Annotated in this window: 4 protein-coding genes; 1 reads left to right on the forward strand and 3 read right to left on the reverse strand. The window is 70.7% G+C overall.

What is annotated here, in order from left to right:
• Positions 1-117: 117 nt before the first annotated feature.
• The 3 genes from M8J74_RS43840 to M8J74_RS43850 form a co-directional block, all read right to left on the reverse strand.
• Positions 118-351, reverse strand: coding sequence for a hypothetical protein (locus tag M8J74_RS43840; protein ID WP_003976229.1), 234 nt, complete (start codon positions 349-351; stop codon positions 118-120).
• A gap of 3 nt (positions 352-354) precedes the next feature.
• Positions 355-528: a hypothetical protein gene (locus M8J74_RS43845; RefSeq protein WP_107416152.1), complete on the reverse strand. Its 174-nt coding sequence runs from the start codon at positions 526-528 to the stop codon at positions 355-357.
• Positions 529-597: 69 nt separating this feature from the next.
• Positions 598-2,067, reverse strand: coding sequence for an MFS transporter (locus M8J74_RS43850; protein WP_372500438.1), 1,470 nt, complete (start codon positions 2,065-2,067; stop codon positions 598-600).
• A gap of 133 nt (positions 2,068-2,200) precedes the next feature.
• Here M8J74_RS43850 and M8J74_RS43855 point away from each other — a divergent pair, with 133 nt between their 5' ends.
• Positions 2,201-3,109, forward strand: a complete 909-nt coding sequence (locus tag M8J74_RS43855) for a helix-turn-helix transcriptional regulator (protein WP_249841731.1) — start codon at positions 2,201-2,203, stop codon at positions 3,107-3,109.
• Positions 3,110-3,197 lie beyond the last annotated feature (88 nt).

Here is a 3,197-nt window from a genome sequence, read left to right on the forward strand (position 1 = left end):
ACCAACTGAGCTATAGCCCCTTGCTGCGCCGCCCCGGTTTCCCTGGCGGCGACGCCAACATTACACGGTCGACGGGGTGGAACACCAAATCGTTTCCGGTGGCCCGCACGACGGCTCTCAGGCCGTCACGAACGAGTAGAACCGCTTGAGGGTGCAGTGCTCCTCCAGGAGACGGCCGTAGATCGGCTCACCCTCCAGTTCGCGGTACGTCTCGATCGGGTCGCCTTTTATGATCAGCGCCCGCGCGCATTCCTCGCACCAGTACTGGTAGTCGGGGTTGACCGGTTCCATGTCCCGGACGATCGGCGTACCGCTGCCGCACCAGTCGCACTTTCGCCTGTGTGCACCCATCGATCAGCTCCAGCTGTGGCCGCAGGCCGTGCACACGTAGGAGATCCCGCCGTTGTCGCCGAGAACCTGGGCGACATGGACGGAACCGCAGGAAGGGCAGATCAGGCGGGTGACCGTGTCCCGTGTCGACGCCGCTTCGAGGAGGTGGCCGACCTCCTCGAGGATGCTCGCAGGCATCACTGCTCCCTCCCGTCGGGCCGCGCCCCCTTCCGGCCGTTTGATTCTGCCACGGCCGGGCCGATACGGTCAGCGACGCCTCAGTACCAGTCCGGACACGGCACCCACCGCGGCCGTCGCGGCCAGCGCGAACATGCACGCCAGAAGCGCCTTCGCAGAGGTATACGCCTCCGGGGCCCCAAGTGACTCAAGCCGGTTCAAGAACAGTGTGCCGAACGCGGCGACGCCGGTCAGCTGTCCGAGCTGTGCCACCGTGGCGAGCAGTCCGCTGGCGTCGGCGGCGTCCTCGGGGCGTACGGCGGCCAGGGCCCCGGTGAGGGTCGGGCTGAAGCCGAGGGCGAGTCCCGCCCCCACGCCCGCGTAGGCGACGTACAGCCACGCTCCGCCGTCACCGCCGCCCTTGAGGATCAGGCCGACGCCGGCCACGGCCAGCGCCGTCAGCACGAACCCGGCGGGGCTCAGGTGCCGCTGCCAGGACGCCGGCCAGCGGCGCCAGGTCAGGCCCACCACGCCGAAGACGACCGCCAAGGGCGCGAAGGCGAGACCGGCGCGCAGGGCGCTGTAGCCGAGGCCGCCCTGGATGTGCAGGGTGAGCGCGAACAGGAAGCCGCCGTTGACGGCCATGACCGCGAGGATCCGGAAGACGGCGAGGCCCATGCCGGGCAGGCGCAGCACGCGCGGGGCGATGAGCGGGGCGCCGCCGCGGCGGGCGAGCCCGGACTCGTAGGCGCAGAACACGGCGAACAGGAGCACGGCGGCGGCCAGCGAGGCCCACGACCACAGCGGCCAGTCCTCCTCCTGGCCGAGGACCAGCGGCAGCGTGAGCAAGGACACGGCGGCGCCGAGCAGCAGCAGTCCCGGGACGTCGAGGCCGCGGGCACGGTCGCGGTCCACCGCGTCCCGGGCCGGCAGCACACGGCCGCCGAGGACCAGCAGGGCCAGGCCCACCGGCACGTTCACCAGGAACACCGGCCGCCAGCTCGTGCCGAACAGGTCGGCGTCGACCAGGACTCCGCTGACCACCTGTCCGGCCGCGGCGCCGACCGCGATGACCGCCGAGTAGGCGCCGAGCGCCCTGGCCCGGGCCTCGCCGGTGAAGTTGCGCTGGATGAGGCTGAGCACCTGCGGGATCATCACGGCCGAGCCGGCGCCCTGCACCAGCCGGAAGACGATGAGCTCGGTGGCGCCCTGGGCCAGCCCGCAGGCCAGCGAGGCCGCGGTGAACAGGGCGAGCCCGGCGAGGTGGACGCGGCCGTGCCCGAACCGGTCGCCGAGGCGGGCGCCGGTGATCAGCAGCACCGAGTAGGTGATGGTGTAGCCGGCGATCACAAGCTGCAGATCGGCGCCGGAGGCGTGGAGTTCGGCGCCGATGGTCGGGGCCGCGACGTTCACGATGAACACGTCGAGCACGGCCATGAACTGGGCGGCGAGGACCAGCGCCAGCAGCTGCCGGGACCGGTTGTCAGTGGCGGGTGCTTCACTTTTCGCAGGACCTGGAACGGGCGCGAAACCCGGCCCGGTCTCGGATGTGGTCGTCATGCCGTCGAGCCTGACGACGAGCCGGTACGGGTGCCGAGAGCCCGCCGATGCTGGTACTGACAGCACCTGGCACCGGACAACTCCGGCATCCAGGATGGTCGTACGACGGGGACGTGACGCGGGGGACGTGACGATGACGACGACACAGCGACGGCGGCCGGAGCTGGCCGCGTTCCTGCGCGGCAGGCGCGCCCGGGTGACACCGGCGGACGTGGGCATGCCGCCGGGCTTCCGGCGCCGCACACCGGGGCTGCGGCGCGAGGAGGTCGCCCAGCTCTCGGGCGTCGGGGTGACCTGGTACACCTGGCTGGAACAGGGGCGCCCGATCAACGCCTCCGCGCAGGTCCTGGACGCGGTGGCGCGCACCCTGCGGCTCGACCCGCCGGAGCGCGAGCATCTGTACCGCCTGGCGGAGGTGCCCTTCGAGCCGGACCCGGAGCGGATGACACAGAGGGTCGGCCCCGAGGTGCAGGGCATCATCGACGCCCTCGATCCGATGCCGGCGGTGGTCTACAACTCGCGGTACGACGTCCTCGCCACGAACCCGGCCTACCGCGACCTGTTCACGGTGCCGCAGGCGCACGGCCTCACGGTCCCCAACGTGCTGTGGACGCTGTTCACGGTCTCCGAGGAGGCCTGCCCGGTGGTGCACCGGGAGCGGGAGCTGCCGGTGATGGTGGCGACGCTGCGGTCCCACTACGGCAGACATGTGGGCGAGCCCGCCTGGGAGGGTTTCGTGCGCCGGCTGTCGGCGGCCAGCCCGTACTTCGCCGAACTGTGGGCGAGCGGCGAGGTCATACAGCCGGGCCGCCGCGTCAAGACGTTCCGTCACCAGGCCGTGGGCGAGGTGCGGATGAACTCGCAGTCCCTGTCGGTCGACGGCATGCCGGAGTGCCGCATCGTGGTCTACACGCCGGAGGACGACATGAGCCGGGCGAGGATCGCGCTGCTGCGACAGCACAGGGAGCCGCTGTGGCCGCCGACACAGGAAGGAGCGGACGAGATCATCCGGATGTGGCAGACGGAAAATCCCGCCTCCTGAGGGAGACGGGATCTCATTGACCGATCTTTGACAACTCCACAGAGTGCTGATCGGCCTCACCGATGTGTGGAGCTAAGGAGAATTGAAC

Source organism: Streptomyces panaciradicis, assembly GCF_023516615.1.
Lineage (GTDB): Bacteria > Actinomycetota > Actinomycetes > Streptomycetales > Streptomycetaceae > Streptomyces > Streptomyces panaciradicis.